Origin of the sequence: Nocardia brasiliensis NBRC 14402 (assembly GCF_000308475.2) — a bacterium.
Taxonomy (GTDB): Bacteria; Actinomycetota; Actinomycetes; order Mycobacteriales; family Mycobacteriaceae; genus Nocardia; species Nocardia brasiliensis.
Map to the genome: position 1 here is coordinate 167,924 of NZ_BAFT02000060.1, position 19,663 is coordinate 187,586.

At 67.0% G+C, this 19,663-nt stretch carries 10 protein-coding genes; 4 read left to right on the forward strand and 6 right to left on the reverse strand.

The window, feature by feature from the left end; genetic code table 11:
* Positions 1-19: 19 nt before the first annotated feature.
* The 6 genes from TY25_RS20075 to TY25_RS20100 are packed head-to-tail and all read right to left on the reverse strand — an operon-like array spanning position 20 to position 14,076.
* Positions 20-496 carry a PaaI family thioesterase gene (locus tag TY25_RS20075; protein ID WP_014984581.1) on the reverse strand — a complete coding sequence of 159 codons (477 nt, stop codon included), beginning with the start codon at positions 494-496 and terminating at the stop codon, positions 20-22.
* Positions 493-1,293: an alpha/beta fold hydrolase gene (locus TY25_RS20080; protein WP_042258312.1), complete on the reverse strand. Its 801-nt coding sequence runs from the start codon at positions 1,291-1,293 to the stop codon at positions 493-495. Before TY25_RS20080 ends, TY25_RS20075 begins: the two co-directional genes overlap by 4 nt.
* A complete protein-coding gene (locus TY25_RS20085; protein ID WP_369405387.1) occupies positions 1,290-3,188 on the reverse strand; it encodes a long-chain-acyl-CoA synthetase in 1,899 nt (632 codons plus the stop codon). Before TY25_RS20085 ends, TY25_RS20080 begins: the two co-directional genes overlap by 4 nt.
* A complete protein-coding gene (locus tag TY25_RS20090; RefSeq protein WP_162184215.1) occupies positions 3,083-4,000 on the reverse strand; it encodes an SDR family oxidoreductase in 918 nt (305 codons plus the stop codon). The genes TY25_RS20085 and TY25_RS20090 overlap by 106 nt, the downstream gene beginning before the upstream one ends.
* Before the next feature lie 16 nt (positions 4,001-4,016).
* On the reverse strand, positions 4,017-5,594 hold the full coding sequence (locus TY25_RS20095; RefSeq protein WP_051728449.1) for an NAD(P)/FAD-dependent oxidoreductase: 1,578 nt from the start codon (positions 5,592-5,594) through the stop codon (positions 4,017-4,019).
* A gap of 25 nt (positions 5,595-5,619) precedes the next feature.
* A complete protein-coding gene (locus TY25_RS20100; RefSeq protein WP_042258313.1) occupies positions 5,620-14,076 on the reverse strand; it encodes a type I polyketide synthase in 8,457 nt (2,818 codons plus the stop codon).
* A gap of 726 nt (positions 14,077-14,802) precedes the next feature.
* Between TY25_RS20100 and TY25_RS20105 the strand changes: the two genes are divergently transcribed.
* The 4 genes from TY25_RS20105 (at position 14,803) to TY25_RS20120 (ending at position 19,640) form a co-directional block, all read left to right on the forward strand.
* Entirely contained in the window at positions 14,803-15,387 is a 585-nt protein-coding gene (locus TY25_RS20105) for a hypothetical protein (protein ID WP_042258314.1), read from the forward strand.
* A 777-nt stretch (positions 15,388-16,164) separates the two neighbouring features.
* The gene (locus TY25_RS20110) at positions 16,165-16,707 is read left to right on the forward strand and encodes a hypothetical protein (RefSeq protein WP_014984574.1); all 543 of its coding nucleotides are present in this window, start codon (positions 16,165-16,167) and stop codon (positions 16,705-16,707) included.
* A 3-nt stretch (positions 16,708-16,710) separates the two neighbouring features.
* The gene (locus TY25_RS20115) at positions 16,711-17,922 is read left to right on the forward strand and encodes a DUF6545 domain-containing protein (protein ID WP_042258316.1); all 1,212 of its coding nucleotides are present in this window, start codon (positions 16,711-16,713) and stop codon (positions 17,920-17,922) included.
* Between the two features lie 203 nt (positions 17,923-18,125).
* Positions 18,126-19,640: a flavin-containing monooxygenase gene (locus tag TY25_RS20120; RefSeq protein WP_042258318.1), complete on the forward strand. Its 1,515-nt coding sequence runs from the start codon at positions 18,126-18,128 to the stop codon at positions 19,638-19,640.
* Positions 19,641-19,663 lie beyond the last annotated feature (23 nt).

Genomic DNA, 19,663 nt, shown 5'->3' on the forward strand with positions numbered 1-19,663 from the left:
GGCGAAGGTGGACCGTCGACTACGGAGTCGGCATCGACAGAACTTGAACCGTGGACACCGCTGTCGCCACCAGCTTCCCGTCCTCGCTATGTGCCTCCGCGGCAAGGTAGATCGCCGTGCGCCCCGCCTTGCGCACCACGGCGGTCAACCGCAGCCGCTGCCCGGGGAACGTCTGGCGCATGAAGTGCGTCGTCAGTTCCAGGGTCGTCGTCGGGCCGCGCGCGGTCAGATAACTGAGCGGCCCGATGAGGTTGTCGAACATGGCGGAGAGGAACCCGCCCTGCACGATGCCGACAGCGTTCGCATAGCTCGGCGGCGCCGCCACCGTCGCGGTCAGCGAGGTGCCCGGCACGTACTCCTCGAACTGCATGTCCATTTCCTTCGCCGAGGGCGGCGGCAGCTGGAGGGTAACGCCGGGCGGGGTGAAGCTGCGAAAGAGCTCGACCGTGTACTCGAGCACCTTCTCATGGCCGTGAATCGTTGCGTCATCACTCATTTGGTGCCTCCTCGTCCATTGCCGCGGCTCTGTTCCGCGGCTGTCAGAAATGTTTCCAGCATCGTGTTGAATCCGGGGGCATGTTGGACGGCATGACCCGCACCGGGCAGGTGGACCCGTTGCGCATCGAGGTGGTCGGCTACCGCATCGCAGACCCGTTCGAGGGCGGGGTTGTGTTTGCCCGAGCACACCAGCACCGGCACACCCGCCTCGGCGATCGTCTCGAACCGGGGCTCGGCTTCCCGCGGTGAACGCAGCTTGCGCCCGAATTCCAGCGCGTGCCTGACCTCTTCGCCCACATCGGCGAGCATCGCCGGATCCACACCGGCCACCGCGAAGAACTTTCGCTCGGCCTCCGCATCGTCCGGGTGCTGCGCGTATTGATCGGACAGGTCGGCCAGCTCACGGACGTACTCGTCCTCGGCCGCGGCGTTCCAGAGCGGCGCCTCGATCACGGTCAGCGACCGCACCAGGTGCGGTAGCCGCTCGGCCACCAGCAGCGCGCCGATACCGCCGTACGAAAAGCCGATGAGGTGAACTCCCCCAGGCACTTCCGAGACGAGGTCCACCAAATCGTCCGCGTCGGCGCGGAAGTCCTGCCACTGCGCGGCCGGGCTCGGCGGAAATCCGCGCCGGCTCGGCACGATCAGCGACCAGCGCTGCGCGAGCTCCTGCTGGGCGGCCCAGGTCATCGGCGCGGGCATCCCACCGTGCACCAGCACGACCGGCGGACCGGTACCAGAGCGCTCGACAGCCAGCGGGGCCTGCGCCCGCTCGTAGGTTTCTTCGAGTGTCATTGGCCCTCAGTTCTTTCCGAGGTCACCGACGCCCGCTCGTCGCGCATGATCGCCGCGTAGCGCTGCGGCGTCAGCTCCTGATAGGCGGCGTCCCCCGCATCGCGGATATAGACGGGCTCCCCGTCCCGTGGCGTGAAACCTTCCCGTTGCAGTGCGAGTTTGGCCAGCTTCAGCGTCGCCGTGGTTTCCAGCGACGGGCACACGCGAATGAAAATCGGCCGTGCGTAAGGGGGTAGGACCGCGTCGAGATAGGACGCGAGTTCGACGCCGTCGAAGCGGGAGCCACGGGCCAGCACGATAGCCGCCATACCGGCCCGGCCTTCGCGTCCGGGCACGTGCACGCCGTAGACGTTGGCCGCGGCGATGCCGGGCCAGCGCACGAGTTGCTCCTGCACCTCGGTGGTCGACACGTTCTCGCCCTTGTAGCGGAAGGTGTCGCCGAGCCGGTCGACGAAGAACAGATTCTTCTCGGCGTCGATCCGGAACATGTCGCCGGTGTTGAACAGCGCGTCGCCCTCGCGGAAGGCGTTGGTGACGACCTTTGCGCGCGTGGCGTTTTCGTCCCGGTAGCCGCCGAACGGGGTGCGCTTGCGAATCGGCCCGAGCAGCACCCCGACCTCGCCGGGGCGGCAGTCGACCAGGCGAGCGCCGTCGCGGACGAAATCGTCCCGGTCGAAATCCCACTTCGCCAGCCTGCCGCCGAGGCGCAGCTTGCCGACCGAGCCGACCGTTCCGGACAGATTGAGCGTCGCGATGTTGCCTTCGGTCGAGGCGTACAGCTCTACGATCCGGGGTATCTCGAAGCGCGCCTGCAGCGTCGCCCACACGTCGGCTTGCAGCCCCTGCCCGACGATCACCCGGACCCGGTGTCCGACATCGTATTCCGTCGGCGCGGTGTTGATCAGGTAGCGGCACATCTCACCGATGTAGTTGAACCCGGTCGCCTCGAAGCGGTGCATGTCGTGCCAGAACGCACTCGCGGAGAACTTGCGCCCCAGGGCGAGGGTGCAGCCGTGCGCGATCACGCTCGACAGCGCGATCACCAACGCGTTGGTGTGGAACAGCGGAAGACAGTTGTAGATCACGTCTCCCGGTTCCAGGCGCCACGCCAGCGCGCCGGTGACCCGGCCGACCGAGGTCAACCGCTGATAGCTCATCACCGCGGCCTTGGGCAGGCCGGTCGTGCCGCTGGTGAAGATGTAGGCGCCGGTGTCGGCGAGCGAATGCAGCGCCGTCTCGGGCGGATCGGTGCTGATCTCGCTCGGCACGAACCGCACCATTCCCGCGACATCGCCTGCAGCGGAGGCCTTTTCGTCCTTGTCCACCCGGCAGCGGTCGACCAGCTCGGCCGGCACCCGGTCGCGCACGGCCAGAAACGCGGGCAGACATTCCGAGCCGACGGTCAGCTGTTTCGCGCCGCACGCCGAGAGCGCGTGCACCAAACCGTCGCCGCGGGTCTGCGTGTTGATGAAGGCCACGACGACCCCGAGCTTGCCCGCCGCCAGATAGTGCCAGATGAACTCCGGCCGATTCTCCATCAGCAGGGCGAGCACGTCACCCTTGCTCAGGCCTTCTTCGCGATACGCGTGGGCGATCCGATTGACCCGGCGATTGGCCTCCGCGTAGTCGAACCGCTCGTCGGCGTACAGCAGAAAGGGTTGCGCCGCATGCTCGGCGCGCCCGCTGCGCCGCTCGAACTCGAGCGCCAGCGTGCGATTCGAGCCCACACCTTCGAGCATGCCCCGCGCGAGAACCCCGTACGACCGGATACGTTGGGTCAACGACACGGCTACGCGCCTCCCGACAGCTTCGCCGCGCCGGCCGGATCGGCGGCCAGCACGGCGGCGAAATACTGCTGCCGCGCTTCGTCGGCGAGCCGGTCCCAGCGCTCCCACGTCATCGGCGTCGGCTCGTGGTCGGGCACCATCCGGTAGCGCGACAGATCGTCGATGCCCTTGAACCGGGCCAGGATCTCGTCGTCCACCAGCGCGTTGCCGGTGAACTTCGCCGGGTCCTGTTCCAGCACAGCCAGAATGGCGTCGACGACGATGTCCTCGGTGCGCCAGTCCTCGGGACTGCCGAGGCCGAGGTTCTGCGTCGCCAGCGTGCCGATGAGGGTGCGCGTCCAGATCGCGTTGCACGCGATCCCCGTGCCCGCCAGCTCCTGGGCCAAGCCGAACGCGAGCAGCGTCGCGTTCAGCTTGGAAGCCATGTAGGCGACTTTCCCGCCGACATGCTCGAGCACGTCGGGGTCCAGTGGCGGACTCAGGTTGACGATATGTCCCCAATTGCCCTTGCGCATATGCGGAATGCAGTAGTTCGCCAACAGGAACGGGGCGCGGGAGTTGATGCTCATCACGAGGTCGTACCGCTTCTGCGGAGTGGCCTCGACCGCTTGAATCCACATCGCGCCCGCGTTGTTCACGAGAAAGTCGACTCGACCGAATTCGGCCACCGTCCGCTCGACGACGTTCTGCAGATCCGCGTCGTCGCGCACATCGCAGCGCAGGCCGAGCGCACGCCCACCGAGCGCTTCGATCTCGCGCACGGTGTCCGGCACGCTACCGGGTAGTCTGCCACCGCTTTCCATCGTCTTCGCCGCGATGACGACCGCGGTGCCCCGGCGCGCCAGCGCCAGGGCCAGGGCCTTGCCGATACCGCGACTGCCGCCGGTGATGATCGCTACCCGGCCTTCGAATTCGGTCAAGTTCGCCACTCCCTCGCTACTGCGCCGTCGCCTGCAGCGCCGACTCGGCCGGATCCCGCTGCGGCAGGTCGATCCTGGTGGCGATTTCCTGTTCGAACGAATCCGCCCACGCCTCCAAGCGGTCGACATTGCGCCGCATATCCGCGAAGGTCTGCGTGGCGGTCTTGTCGGTCAGCAGGTCCAGATGCAGCTGCGCGCAGATCGGCACCTTGCTGTATTCGACGAACAGGTACTTCTCCGGCTGCGGCGCCTGCGCCGCGAAGGCTCGGAAGTTCGCCTGCATGCGCGACTGGATGCCGAAGAACCGCGACGCGATCGGATGGAACTCGGCCGCCGCGTCCGGGCTGGTGAGCAAGCCGCGGAAGAGCATCTGCGAGGGCAGCGCCCAGTAGAACGAGGTATCCCACATCACCTTGGTGAACATGGCGGGCGCATGCCCGAAGATGCTGTAGTTGTCGTGGTACATCTGCAGGTAATTGGGCCACAGGTCCTCGAGCAGCAACCGGTTGTAGGACTGGGCGACGTCCTCGGTCAGCCTGCCCTTGCGGTCGAGCTCGATGAGCCGGGTCGTGATCGTGTTGGTGTAGGCGATGTAGTCCGAGCCCGGGCTGTAGAACGCGTCCAGGAACACCGCCGCCTCACCGACACAGGCCCACCGGTTGTGCGAAAACGCTTGCGTGGAGCTGTAGCTCGCGTTGCGCAGCACCAGGAAGTCGAGCAGCTCGGCCTGTTCGGTGAACTTCGCCAGCGTCGGCTCGTGCTCGGCGATCCACTGCCGCGCTTTGGTTTCCGTCGAGTACGTCCGGAACGGGTGGTAGCGCTCGTCGGTGACGATGCCGATGCTGGTGTTCCCGGACGAGAGCGGGATCATCCACACCCAGTAGCCGGTGCCCATCAGGTGGTTGGTCGAGAACCACCGGCGCTCTTGGGTTTTCGGACGCCAGGTGGGGCTGGTCGGCCCCGCCATCTCCTCCACGTCGTACTCGCCGCGCAACCGCCACCAGGCCGCGTTGATCTTGTGCGGGCTCGGCGCGCCGAGGCCGAGCTTGCGCTGGATCAGCTTGCCGCGCCCGGAGGCGTCGGCGACGAAGCGCGCCCGGACCGAGCGCTCCTCCCCGCCGGCCACCTCGTAGGTGATGACGTGATCGTCGTCGCCCTGCGCCAGATCCACGTCGACGACCTTGGCCTGTTCGATCAGGTCGATGCCGAGATCCTTTGCGCCACGGCGCAGATCGCGCTCGAAGATGCCGCGGTCGATCTGATACGACGGCACCCGGGCGAACCGGCGCGCGCCGATCTCCGGCCGTGCCTCGAAGGGACCGTGCTGGTCGCCGAAGAACAGGCGCAGGCCGAGCTTGTGCAGGTGGTGCTTGTTGAAATAGCCGGTGAGGCCGAGCTGTTCGGTGAAGTAGTGCGCGCCGCCTTCGACGGTCGCCTCCCCCACCTTGTACGCGCCGTCGGGGATATCGCCGCCGGTGCGCTCCAGCACCAGCACCGAGAGCTCGGGCATGGTCCGCTTGAGCTGCCTCGACAGGGTGAGCCCCGCCAGTCCGCCGCCACAGATCACTACGTCGTATCGGTCAATCGGTTTCATAGCATTTCTCCGTTCGAGCAGTTGCTCAGTGCCCATCCATGAGACTGGTGAAGCTCGGGTAGTGGTCCTCGGCGGACAGTTCGTCGGCGATCGTCCGCATCACCTGCGCACTGGGGTTCTGGATGAACAGGTGCCCGCCCGGGACCGTGGTGAGCGAGAACCGGCCGCTGGTCAGCTTTTCCCAGCCCTGCAGTTGGTCGGCCTCGAACAGAGGGTCCTCGGCACCGCGCAGCACCGTGATCGGGGCCCGCAGCACCACACCGTGTTCGAATCGGTAGTCGCCGAGCATCTTCAGATCCGCCCGCACCGCGGGCATCATCGGCTTCACCGAGGCCTCGTCCTCGACCGGGATGTTCAGCAGATCGTTGTCCCGCAACACTTCCAGCACCCGGCTGTCCGTTTCGCGGTCCATGTCGAAGCCGTCGCGAATGTGCTTCAGGTTTCGCACGTAGCTCTCGACCAGCGCCGGCGACGGCCACCCGCCGATGATAAGTTTCAGCGGCACTTCGGCGTACTGCTGTTCCAGATATTTGGTGAGCTCGTAGGCCAGCAGGCTACCCATGCTGTGCCCGTAGATCGCGAAGGTCCGATCCAGGTGCGGCAGCATCGCATCGGCCAGTTCCTCGATGAAGGCGGGCATGGAGTCGAACGGGACCTCGTTCACCCGGTCCTCGCGGCCCGGATACTGAATTCCCACCACTTCCACCGTGTCCGGCAGGAAGTTCGGCCACGGTGTGAACACCGAGGCGCCGCCGCCGACGAACGGCATCGCGAACACCCGCAGCGACGCGGTACTCGACCGTCCCTTCACCGTGTGGATCCAGCGTTGCGTGCCCGCGTTTTCCGACGCCACCGGCAGCACGCCGTTCGCCTCGCCGAAGACCTGGGCGAGCACCTCGTCGGTGAGCTCGACCAGCGTCGGGCCACGCATCAGACCCATGGTCGGGAAGTCGATGTCGAGATGCTTGGCCAGCGCGTTGCGGATCTGCCCGGCCATCAGCGAGTCCATGCCGAGGTCGGTCAGGGCCACGTCGTGGGCGAGCCGGTCGATCGGCATGTCGAAGATCCGCGAGATCTGTTGCGAGAGCGCCTCGATCAGCCGCGGTTGGCGCGCGGACTCTTCGAGCTCGAGCAGTTCGGCGCGCAGCCCCTCGGTGCCACCGCTCGCGGTGACGCCCGCGCTTTCGGCGAGCGCGAGATGCGCCAACCGCGGCGAGCTCCGGATGATCGGCATGACCTGATTCATCTTCGACCAGTTGACGCCGAAAACGCTGGTGCTCGTGACACCTTGGGCCAGGCACCGCCCGATGAAATCGAGAGCGTGGTCCGGGATGATCGGTGTCCACCCGAGCCGGGCCAGCGTGTCGAGCTTGGTGCGCGCGACGAAACCGACCTCGGCGAGCGCACCCCAGTTGACCGTCAGGGCGGGCAGACCGTGCGCGCGCCGATGCTTGGCGAGCGCTTCCAGGAATCCGTTGGCCGCAGCGTAATTCGCTTGCCCGGGGGTGCCGACGTTCCAGCTCATCGACGAGTACATGACGAAGGCGTCGAGTTCCAGTTCGCGGGTGTGGTTGTGCAGGTGCCAGGCGCCGTCCACCTTGGGCTGCACGGTCCGCAGGAACTGCTCCTCGGTCATGCCGGCCAGCGGACCGTCCGCGAGCACCATCGCGGCGTGGTAGATCCCGCGCAGCGGCGGCAGCTCCGCGATCCGGTCCATCAGGGCGACCACGTCGGCCTCGATCGAGACGTCGGCCCGCTCGAGCACCACGTTGACGCCCTTGGCCCGCATTTCCTCGATCGGCGCCTCGTTCTCCTCGTCGATCTGGGCCCGGCGGCCGACCAGCACCACCGTGCGCGCCCCGTTCTCGACCAGCCACTGCGCGGTGCGCAGGCCGAAACCGGAGTAGCCGCCGGTGATCAGGTAGGCGCCGTCGGCGTCGAAGGCATGGTCGCCGGTCACCGTCGGATGCACGAGCACCTCGGTGTCCGCGTCGAATTCGACGACGACCTTGCCGATCTGCTTGGCCGAGGCCATGAACCGGAAGGCCGAGGCCACCTCGACCGCGCCGAAGGCGGTGTGCGGCAGCGCGGGCAACGTATCTGCGGCGATGCGCTGCAACACCTCCACCATCGCCTCGCGGCACAGTTCGGGATCTTCCAGCAGCAGCCGGTCGATATCGATCGCCGCGTAGCTCAGGTTGTTGCCGAACGGCTTCAGGCCGAGCTTGTAGTTGTCGTAGATGTCCTTCTTGCCGATCTCGAGGAACCGGCCGCGCGGCCGCAGCAACTCGAGGCTCTTCGGAATCGTCTCGCCCTGCAGGGAATTCAGCACGACGTCGATGCCGTCGTAGCGCTCCCGGATCTCGTCCGCGAAGGCGAGCGAGCGCGAGTCGAAGACCGCCTCGATACCCAAGGCCCGCAGGTATTCCCGCTTCTCCTCGCTGCCCGCGGTGGCCAGCACGGTCGCCCCCAGCGAGCGGGCGATGTGCACCGCCGCGAGGCCGACACCGCCGGCGGCGGCATGCACGAGCACCCGCTGCCCCTTACGCAGCCTGCCCACCTCGACCAGCGCGTACCACGCCGTCAGGTAGGCCATCGGCAGCGTCGCGGCCTCGGCGTCGGACAGCCGCGACGGCGCCTGGTAGACCCGCCGGACATCGGCGACCACCAGTGAACCGAAACAGCCACGGGCGAAGGCGATCACCCGGTCGCCGGGTGCGAACCCGTCCACCCCGGGCCCGACCTCGGTGATCACACCGGCGCACTCGACGCCGAGGTTCTTCTCGTAGAAGCCGCCGAAAGTCGCACCGTCGGAGAGCATGCCGAGCGAGAGCATGATGTCGCGGAAGTTCAGGCCGGTGGCCAGCGGCCGGATCGCCACCTCACCAGCGCCGAGCACCGGCACCGCCTGCCGCTCGTAGCGCAGCTGTTCGATCTCGGGATCGGCGGGCACCGACAGGGCGAACGGAGTCGGGTCCGAGACCCGGGCCGGCGTCGCGACCGAGGCCTCGAATTCGGCGAGCGACACGTGTTCGAGCCGGTCGATGAACCGGGTCTCGCCGCGGAAGGCGATCTCCTCGTCCGCCGCGTCCACGTGCAGCAGCTCCTGGAAGAGCTGCGCGGCGCGCTGCGGCGCCGCGGCCGCCGGATCGAAGTCGAAGATCTTCGCCCGCAGGCTGCTGTGCTCGCTCAGCAGCACCCGCAGGATGCCCCAGCTGGGCACCTGGGTGAGCGCGACGTGCTCGGCGCGGTCCAGTACCTGCGCACCGGAGGTCGCCACCCACAATCGCGGCGCCTGCTCCCAGTCCAGTTCCTCGACCGCCTGCGCCAGCGCGATCACGCTGTAGGCGCCTTCGGTTTCGACGGCGGGCAGCAATTCGGTGGTCAGTTCGGCGCCCGCGTAGTCCAGGTTCCACAGGTGCAGCACGCCGGCGATCTCGCCCGCTTGCGTACGTACCTGCTCGAGCACCCGCTGCAGGTCTTCGCTGCTGTTCGGCCGCACCCGGAAAGTGTTGGCGTCGATCTCCTCGAACTCCGTGCCGCGGGTGACCACGACACCGGCCGCACCGCCCTCGGTGAGCAGCGCGATGTAGCGATCGCCGACCCCGGCTTCGTCCGCGAGCACGACCCAGGAGCCCTGCTCGATCCGCGGCTGATGCGGTTCGAGGTCGATCGACGGGGTGCGCGCCAGGATCACCGAGTTGCCGGTCTGCTCCGGTGTCGCCATATCGGAGAAGATCTGCACGTTCTCGAAACCGATGCTGGGCAGGAACTCCCGCCACTTCGACTCCGCCATCAGCGGGTAGTCGGGCCGGACGTCGTGGTCGCTGAACGCCCACCAGCCCTCGGTCATGCCGAAGGTCAGGTCGACCCAGTGCGGCGGCACCGTCGCCTCCACGACCAGCAGCATGCCCTGCGCGGTCAGCAGGCGCTGCACGTTGGCGAGCGTGGCACTCAGACTCGCGGTGGCGTGCACCACATTCGAGGCCACGACGATGTCGTAGTAGTGCGCGTCGAAGCCCTGGGCCTCGATATCGTGCTCGATATCGAGCACTCGATAGTCGACGAACTCGAATTCGGCGAAGCGATGCCGTGCCTTACCCAGGAACAACTGCGTGACATCGGAATACACGTATTCGGCTCGGTCCGCGGGCAGCTCCGGCAGGACGTAGCCGGTGGTGCCGCCGGTGCCCGCACCGATCTCCAGCACCCGGATCGGCCGGTCGGCGGGCAGCGCGCGCACGCATTCACCGACGATCTTGCTGACGATGCGATTGGCCTTGCCGAACGAGAACGAGGGACCGTAAAGGTCTGCCACCGACTGGAATTCGTCCTCGGGGAAGATCAGCTCGATGGGGTTCACATCGTCGCGCAGCACCGCGGCCTGCTCGGTGCCACAGCGGCCGAGCACCGCCAGTTCGGGCTCGCATTCGGGATGCAGTTCCTGCAACCTGGCCAGTTCCGCGCGGGTGTCGACCCGCTCGGGGACCGTCAGCAGCCGCCACGCGTCGCCATCCTTCTCGGTGATCCCGTGTCGCGCAAGCAGTTCCAGCAGCCGGGCGAGGTAGCGCCGATGCTTGTCGTGCACCCGCATCTCGGCGGCGAGCTCGTCCAGGGTGACCGTGCGGCCCACCGAGAACTCCATGCCCAGCTGATAGAAGGCCTCGGTCACGAACGCGATGCACAGCGCGTCCATCACCGTCTCGGTGCTCGCGTGGTACTCGCGGTTGACCGACCAATTCTGCAACTCGTCGACCAGCGGTGCCACCGCCGCGTCGAGCGTGGCCGGCGCGGCCAGCGCGGCGGGCATGCGGGTCTTCGTGCGCACCGGCGCCTCGTGCCAGCGGAACTCGTAGAGCCACTGCAGTAGCGCGTCGCTGTCTTCGGCGGTCGTGGTGATCGACTTGCCCCGGAACCCTTCGAGTTCGGCGACGAGCGTGCCGTCCTCGTTGACGATCCAGAGATCACCGAAGCAGTAGTTGATGTCCTCGCTGATCTGCGCGCGGCCATAGCAGTAGACGCGACCGCTCGCCTTCGCGTAGAAGCTGAGCCGCTTCACCTCGACAGGGAGGTAGAGCGTCTTGTCCTCGTTGTTCGGATCGTTGCCCATCGAGATGGACAGCGACTGGAAGCAGGAGTCCAGCACGGCCGGATGGATCGCGTGGCGCGGCGCCTCGTCCGCGAGCGCCACCGGGGTGTCGATCCGGCCGAGCGACTTCAGGTCGGCGTAGCCGAGTTTGGTGATCGCCTTGAACGTCGGGCCCAGCATCAGGCCGTTGTTGCGGAGCTTGGCGAAGACCTTGGCGGGCTCGATCTCGAGCGGGCATTCGGCGTCGAGTTCGGCGAACGGCACTGGCAATTCGGTGTCGGGCGCGCCGCGGCGCAGCGTCCCGACCGAGTGCAGGGTCCAGTCCTTGTCACCGTCCTGCCTGCTGTACACGGAGTAGTCCAGCGACGGTGTCAGCACCACCTGGACGACGGGCGCGGGACGATCGTCGAAGACGAACAGCGCACGCCGGAACTCGACGTTTTCCAGCGAGTACCGGCCGGCGCCGAACGCGTCCTCGGCACAGCCGAGCACCATGTCCAGGTAGGCCGCACCGGGGAAGACGATGGGACCTTGCACCCGATGGTCGTCGAGCCAGGGGAAGTGATCCGGATCGAGCACGATCTCCCAGACGTGCTTGTCCGGCTCGTCCGCGACCCGGCCGACCTCGCCCACCAGCGGATGCCGCAGCGCCGGGAAGCGCCGATCGCGCGCGGAAGGCGTTTCCAGCCAATAGGTTTCACGCTGCCACGGGTAGAACGGCACCTGCACCCGGGCGGCTACCCCGTCGAACAGGGCCGCCCACGACGGGTCGAAACCGGCCGTGTAGAGCGCGGCGAGCGAGGACAGCAGGGTGGCCCGATCGCTCTGCTTGCGATGCAGCGACGGCACCGCGATCCCCTCGGCGTGCCGCTGTTCGAGCAGCTCGCCGATGGCCGTCGCGTGGATCGGGTGCGGGCCCAGCTCCACGAACGCCAGGTGCTGATCCTCGATGAGGCGATCGATGGTGGGCGCGAACCGCACGGGCTCGCGCACGTTCTGCCACCAGTATTCGGCGTCGAGGCCGCCGGTCGGCACGATCTCGGAGGTGACCGTGGAGTACATCGGCACCGTCGCCGGACCCGAGGTGAGCCCCTCGAGCGAGGAGAGCAGCTCGTCGTGCAGCGGATCCATGTGGTGACTGTGGAAGGCCACGCTTACCTGGAGCATCCTGGCGAAGATCTTCTCCGCGCCGAGCTCGCGCTCTATCTCCTCGAGCGCGTCGGGATCGCCGGCCAGCGCCACCGATTGCGGCCCGTTGAGCGCGGCGATGGCGACCCGGCCGCGATATCCGGCGACCCGCTGCTCCACCTCGCTCAGCGGCAGACCGACCGCGAGCATCTTGCCCTTGCCCGACGCCTGCTGCTGAACCCGGCTGCGGTGGAAGATGACTCGCACCGCGTCCTCGAACGACAGCCCACCCGAGACGTAGGCCGCAGCGACCTCGCCGATGCTGTGGCCGACCACGGCGGCGGGCACGATGCCCCAGCTCTGCCACACGGCCGCCAGGCCGACCTGCACCGCGAACACCGCGGGCTGGGCGATGAACGTCTCGCCGATCCGGCTGTCGGCTTCGTCGCGCCCGAGTTCCTCGGACACGGTCCAGTCGGCGTATTTGCTCAGTTCCGCGTCGACGCGCTGCACGGTCTCCCGGAACACCTCGTTCTGTGCAAGCAGCTCCCGCGCCATGCCCCACCACTGCGGGCCCTGGCCGGAGAACACGAACGCGATCTGCTGTGCGGCAGGCGCTTTCACGCCGGTACGCACGGATTCCGGGGTCGCACCGCGGGCGACCTCACGCAGCGCGTCGCGCAACTCGTCGGTGGCGGCGCACACCACGGCGAGCCGATGGTCGTAGTGCGCCCGGGTCTGCGACTGGGTGGCCGCGATGCCCGGCAGGCTCGCCGCGGCGGGCGGCTCCTCCAGGTATTCCGCATAGCTCTCGGCGTAGGCCCGCAGCGCGTCCTTGGTCTTCGCGCTGAGCGCGAACACCACCGGCTCCTGTGTCTCGACGGCGGTCGCGTGCCCGTTCGCCTTGTCCGGCACCGTGTTTCCCGCGGCCGCCGGCGGGCCCTCGAGGATCACATGGGCATTCGAGCCACCGAACCCGAAGGAATTCACACCGGCCAGGCGCGGCCGGTCACCCGGCCACGGCTGGCGGGACTGCGCCAACTGCAGGCCCAGTTCGTCGAACGGGATGGTCGAATTCGGCACTTCGGCATGCAGATTCGCGGGGATCTCACCGTTGGTGAGCACCAGGCACGCCTTGATGACGCCGGCGATGCCCGCCGCCGACTCCAGGTGGTCCAGGTTCGATTTCACCGCGCCGACGATGCACGGACCGTGCCCGTTTCGCCCCGGCGCCAAGGCCTTTCCGAGGGCGCGCGCCTCGATCGGGTCACCGACGGAGGTACCGGTCCCGTGCGCCTCGACGTAGCCGATATCGGCCGGCGCCACGCCCGCGTCCCGACAGGCGTCCGCGATCATCTGCGCCTGGGCTTCCTCGCTCGGCACGGAGATGCCGTTGGTGCGGCCGTCCTGGTTCGTCGCGCTGCCCCGGATCACCGCGTAGACGCGGTCACCGTCGGCGAGCGCCGCGGACAGCGGCTTGAGGATGATGGTGCCCGAACCCTCGCTGCGCACATAGCCGTCGGCCGATTCGCTGAAGGATTTGGACCGCCCCTCCGGCGAGAGGAAGGTGCCCTGGCTGAAGCCGATGGTCGCCTCGGGAATGAGCAGCGTGCTGACGCCGCCGACGATCGCCATCGACGCCTCGCCCGAGCGGATGCTGCGGCACGCGAGGTGGATCGCGATCAACGAGGACGAGCACGCGGTATCGACCGTCATACTGGGGCCGCGCAGGTCGAGCAGGTACGAAACACGGTTCGCCACAATGCAGTTCGTGACGCCGGTCATCGTGTGGCCGCCGATGAGGTAGCGGTTCTCCGGGTTGAGCTGGATGATGCCGTAGTCGTGCCCCGAGACGCCCGCGTACACAGCGGTTTTCGTGCCCGCGATGCTTTCCGGGACGATGCCCGCGTCCTGCAGCGCCTCCCAGGTGGTCTCCAGGAAGAGGCGCTGCTGCGGGTCGATCCGCGCCGCCTCGTGCGGCGTGATGCCGAAGAAGTGCGCATCGAAGGACGTGACGTCCTCGAGATAGCCGCCCGCCCTGGTGCGCAGGTGGCCCGGCCGCGCCGCATCCCGATCGTAGAACGCCGCGCCGGACCAGCGGTTCTCCGGAACCTCACGGACGGCGTCCTGCTCACCGAGCAGCAGTTGCCAGAAATCACCCACGTCGGAAACCCGTCCGGGGAACCGGCAACCGATTCCCACGACGGCTATGCCCTCGTGAGCGGTCGACTCGGTCTCGATCGATGAGCTGTGCACAGAATCCATCGCATTACCTTCGTTTTGTAACCACACGTCTATCGACCGGGCGAGACAACCGCTCAGTTGGTGTCGCCCAGTCGATCAGGATCCGTATCGACCATTCGCGCTTCGCCTGCGCGAAACGCCCCACCACGCCTTCGATTCCAGGTGCGCGGTGGCATCGAGCAGGCTGATTTGATCGTCGAGTTTCCGACCGTCACTTGCCGAAATCGAGCCGGCGGTCATGTTCCCCCCTCGAGGACCATGACCGCCGATGCGAAATGTCCACCCGCCGAGCGCTTTTCGGTGGACCGCCGGACGGCATGGAGCTCCCGGCCGGTGCCTACTCCCCCCGAACGAGACCTCGGCGGTCGGACCGAGTCGTTCGGACGCCGGACGGCCGGCGATACATCGACACTGAGGCGGTTGAGCTGGGTGGCACAGGGCGGCACATCATCAGGGGTCGTGCTGATCGTGCTGAACGTCCACATGATTTGTGCCCACCTCACGCCCGGTGCCCAGATCCGCACCCATGGTCAGAATTTATCGACCACGAGCAGTCATGTCAACACATCGGTGTGCATTCGTGTGCATCCAAGATCCCTCTCATGCGCACACTCGTGCAGTCTAACTCCACCCCCTGCGTGACGTCGGACAATGATCTTGCTAAGGTGCTCGTTCGCGACCGGACATGAGAGGACATGCACGCGCATGATGACCAGCTCTGCACAGCCAAGTGGTATGGTGCTTGCCATGGGCGACGAGTTGGGCGCCAGCGAGACCGTGAACCGTGCGAGAGTCGAGTCGGCTGGACAGCGGTTCGGACGGCAGCTGAAGGCGTTCCGGCAGCGAAATCTTCCCGATGAGCTGATCACGCACCAGCACATCCATGACCTCGGGGGTCCTACACGAAATGTTCAGTCCCGGATCGAGAGCGGGCAAGTCGACACGATAAGCGCCACCACGGAGGCGAAGTACAACCGCGCGCTCGAAGCGCTGGGGCTGGCGGCCGGAAGCGCAACCGCCGCACTGCATCACGGCGGCACCCTCGGGGCGCCCCCGGTGGACGAACCCGACGAGACCGTCGTGCCCGACGATGTCGAGAGCGGCGTGGACGCGTTGCAGAACCTGGCCCGCAAACACCGGTCGGTCGTGGACCTCGTGACCGAGCTCGACCGGCTCGGCATCGAGTTGAAACGCGCCCGCAGCCACACCGAGGGCTATCAGCTGGTCTTCCCGAAGACCGCGATCGATCGCCTGTTACAGGCGCTACAGAACACGGCCGAACCCGCACAGCCTGGGCGCGAGTCCGACCGAGACGACCATCCGCAGACCTAGCCTCCGAAGCAGCGGGTCATGGACGTACGCACCCTCGAGACATGCCGGACGACCCGAGGATGCGGATCGGGGACCGTCCACGCGGGTCGCGCGACGCGACAACGGTTGAAACACAAAGTATTTCGGCGAACCACGGGGACGAGCGCCCGGTATCGCTCACGCGCGGAACGGTTCCGGCGGCCGCCGGACCGCGCGTCCGTCCGCCTACGGCCGCCACCGCTGAAAACCGGTCGGCATCGCGATATTTCGTGGTCCGGCGAAAACTCACCCGTACCCTGCCCTACCGTGCGCGGCCGAGCCACCGCCGGCCGTGCCACCAGGACCGATCGCGTTCCTCCGACGGCGCCGATGCCGAATCTTGCGTTACTGTTCACCCATATCGGCCCAGGTCAAAGTGACAATCTGGAACTTCTGACCGCGGAATTACAGCTACGCGAAGCCCGGGTGACAGGTAGGGTATATGCCAGCCCGGCAAGTCGACGATGGTGAGTCGATGTGTGTCGACATGCCGGTCCGCTGAAGGCATCCGGGACGATGGACGACGTCGCACTCCCGTTGAAACGGACGACTTCGACGAACAATATCGCGCCGGTGGCAACGATGCCGCTGTGGTGCGCGATAACAAGGTGGGATCTCCAGGTGCTCGGGGGAGGAAATCGTGAACGCATACGATCTGCATTCCACCGGCCTCGACGCAGCAGCTCTTACCAGCGGTAATGCCGACGGGTCGGACCTCACTGACGCGGATCGCCTCACTCGAACGAGGAGGCAAGTGACATGTTGAAACTGTTCCGGCGCAAGGCCTCCACCCTCACGTGGAAGCCCACTCGCGGCAAGACCTCCACGCGGGCTCGCCTGCAAGCGCTGGTCGACAGTCTCGAGCTGCCGACGGACTGGACCATCGAGGAGTTCATCGCGTGCGTCGAACGCACGCGCGGGCGGCGCATCGTGCGGTTGCTGCTGCCGCCCACCGCACCGGTGGGACTGTGCGGACTGTGGCTGGCCTGCAAGGACTACGACGTGATCTTCCTCAGGCAGTCCTCGGACCCGGCGGTCGAATTGCACGTGGCCCTGCACGAGGTCAGCCATATGCTGCTCGGCCACGGCCAGGACACCTCGTTGTCCTCGGTCGAATGGAAGACGCTGACCAGTGAGGTCGCGTTGAACGACGCCATCGATCTGTCCATGGTCCGCGCCGCCCGCGGCGCCTCGAGCTACGCCTCGGTCGAAGAATACGAAGCCGAGCTGCTGGCGACCCTGATCAGCTTCCGCGCGCGGACCGTCGGACCGCGCCGCGACCCGATGTTGAGAGAGTTGTGACGCATGTGGCCGAACACCCACCTGTCGCCCTGGATCACCATCTCGGCAACGGTGTTCATCGTCGCCATCACCCTGATCCGGCTGGCGTCGACCCTGCACACGACGCTGTTCGGCCGCTTGATCAACACCCTGCTCGGCTTCGACGCCGCGGCGGCGCTACTGCGTGAACCGGTCATCGCGCGACAGGTGGCGAAATTCGTCCCCGGCGGCCTGCCCACGGTGTTCGACGCCTGGCACTGGCTGACGGTGACCGCCTGGGCCTTCGGTCTCGGCATGGCGCTGCTGCACGAGAACGGCCCGGTCCGCTACCGCACCCAGTTCAAGGTCGTGCTGGGTCTTTCCGCCGCGATCGGCCTGATATTCCTCGCGCTCAGCGCGCCCGCCCGGGCCCACGGCCTGACGTCCATCGCCGAATACGGCGGCTGGCGTTTCGGCATCTACATCGGACTGTATTCGGCCCTGCCCGTGATCGTTTCCGGGTACTACTACGTCTTGAAAGTCCGCGGCACGGTGTGGCGGACCAACACGCTGTGGGAACGGTTCACCGTCGCCGCCCTCGTCTGCTTCGGTGTCGCCAGCTCACTGCCCGTCTTCCTGATGGCGATCGCCGCCGCGGCGGACGCCATCGGTGTGGGCAATGCGTTCACGCGCAGCATCTTCGAACTCGTCGCCGACGGATTCACCTCGGGCGAGCCCGGGTTGTTCGTGTTCGCCGCCCTGGTCATGGTGTACGTGCCCTCCTCGGCGCAGGCGATCGTGCAGTTGCTGCGGCTCGATCGGGAATCGCGCGCCGCGCGCCGGGTGTATCCGATCTGGCGCGACCTCACCGCCGCCGCGCCGCAGGTCGTCTTCCGGCTCAAACGGGCGGACAGTTGGAATGTCTCGCCGCAGGAACGATTGCACCGCAGGCGAATGGAAATCCACGACGCGGCCGAAATCGTCGCCAGATATGTCCTGCCGCTGCCGACGCCGGTCGACGAACTGATCGAGAACACCGTCGTCGAAGACGAACAGGAACATATCCGGATGGTCGCCGAATTGGTGCTGGCCGCGCGCCGGCTCGCCGACGGCGCCGAGGCGGCGGGCGAGCCGACCGCGCGCGGGACCGACGTCCCCGACGAGCAGACCCTGGTCCGGCTGTGGCAGCACGCGAAATCCCTGCTGCACGCGACGGATCTCACCACGACGATCCGAACACCAATCAGCACACCATGATTCGCGACGGGGGCGCCGAACGCAGGCCGCGGCATCGCGCGCGATTCGGCATGCGGCACGCGGCGCGCTGTGGTGTAATCAGTCGATTCCCGCAGCCGAATCATTCGTCGGCAGTGCGCATTCCGAGGGTCGGCACACCGTCGGAAAGTCGACCGCGCAGGTCCGTCACCCGGACGCGCCCCTCAGTCGAGTAAAGGTGAACCATGGCATCGAACGATCAGGTGAGCACGGCGTCCCCGAATGTTCTCATCGTCGGCACCGGATTCGCCGGTGTCGCGATGGCGATCAAACTACTGGAGGCGGGCGAGCGCGATTTCGTCATCCTCGAGAAGGCCGACGGCGTGGGCGGGGTATGGCGCGAGAACACCTATCCCGGCTGCGGTTGCGACATCATGTCGATGATGTACTCGTATTCCTTTGCACCGCATACCGGTTGGAGCCGAATGTATGCTCCGCAACCGGAGATCCTGGACTACATCAAACGAGTCGTCAAAGACTACGGGATCGAGCCCTATATCCGTTTCCGCTCCGAGGCGGTGTCCTATGAATTCGACGCCGCCGCGGACCGATGGGTGGTCCGCACCGCCGACGGCGAGGAGTATCGGCCCCGGGCCGTCGTCGCCGCGCACGGCGCGCTGCACGTGCCGAACATCCCGGAGTTCAAGGGGCGAGAGAACTTCACCGGGCCGGTCTTCCATTCCGCGCAATGGGATCACTCGGTGGACTTGACCGGCAAGCGGGTCGCGGTGATCGGCACCGGCTCCAGCGGCGTGCAGCTGGCGCCCCAGATCGCCGATAGCGCAGCCCATGTCGAGGTGTTCCAGCGCTCCGCGCACTGGGTGATGCCGAAGATGGACCGTCCGGTCAGCAACGTCGAACAGCGCATGTTCCAGGCTTTCCCCGGCCTGATGAAGATCTACCGCAATTTCGCCTTCTGGCTGCACGAGGCGCCGGTCTACGGCTACTTCCACCCCCGCTGGAACTTTCTGCTGAAGTTCGTGGCGCTGCACCATCTGAAGAAGCAGGTGCCCGACCCCGAGCTGCGCGCCCGGCTCACGCCCACGCACACCTTCGGCTGCAAGCGAATCCTGTTCTCCAGCGACTTCTTTCCGGCCCTGCAACGACCCGATGTGAGCCTGGTGACCGCCGGCATCGAGGAATTCACCGAGGCCGGGATCCGCACCGCCGACGGCGTACTGCACGAGGCGGATGTGATCGTGCTCGGCACCGGGTTCGCCACCGACAACCGCTGCGCGACCGAACACATCGTCGGTCGCGACGGGCTCACCATTCAGGACGCGTGGCGCGACGGTATGCAGGCCTACCTCGGCATGACCGTGGCGGGCTTCCCGAACTTCTTCATGATCATGGGCCCGAATTCCGGTGGCGGCGCCCAGTCGATCGTGTTCCTCATCGAGGCGCAGGTCCGCTACATCGTGCAGTGCCTGCGGCTGATGCAGCGCCAGGGCGCCACCCGGATCGAGGTGAGCGGCGCGAAGCAGGACGAGTTCAACACCTGGTTGCACGGCAAACTCGACCGGTCCGTGTGGGTGTCCGGCGGTTGTCACAGCTGGTTTCTCGACCACACCGGCCACAACCGCCAGTCCTGGGCGGGCACCGGCACGAGCTACTGGCGCGCGACGCGCAAGCCCGAACCGGCGGCTTTCGAGTTCGCCACCGCGGCCAGGGCCGACCTGGGTACGGCTGCGGCCGGGTAGCGAATACGTCTGGGCTCCCGGGG